Origin of the sequence: Pseudomonas sp. SIMBA_067, from assembly GCF_046534675.1 — a bacterium.
In the GTDB taxonomy this organism is placed as follows: Bacteria; Pseudomonadota; Gammaproteobacteria; order Pseudomonadales; family Pseudomonadaceae; genus Aquipseudomonas; species Aquipseudomonas putida.
Genome location: NZ_JAWRYH010000375.1, coordinates 1 through 275 on the forward strand (window position 1 = coordinate 1; position 275 = coordinate 275).

Genomic DNA, 275 nt, shown 5'->3' on the forward strand with positions numbered 1-275 from the left:
GGGCGACCAGGAACTGGAACGCACCCTCGCAGCACTGTGGTGGTCGGCGTTGGCTGCAGGGTTGTCCATGGGGCTTTCGCTCATGGCCATGGGGTTGTTCTATGCCCGCCTGCCGGAAGGCGACAGCGCCCAGGTAATCGCAAGCATCGGCTACAGTGCTGGCTTCCTTGCGGTAATCCTCGCCCGCCAGCAACTGTTCACCGAGAACACGCTGACCGCGGTGCTGCCGGTGATGACCACGCCCACGCTGGCCAACCTCGGCCGCCTGCTGCGCC

The 275-nt window shown here is 65.8% G+C and carries 1 protein-coding gene; it reads left to right on the forward strand.

Annotated features, from left to right (window positions below; translation table 11 throughout):
- Positions 1 to 275, forward strand: a 275-nt coding sequence (locus SB765_RS29505; protein ID WP_410932472.1) for a formate/nitrite transporter family protein, incomplete at both ends; no start/stop codon positions are given.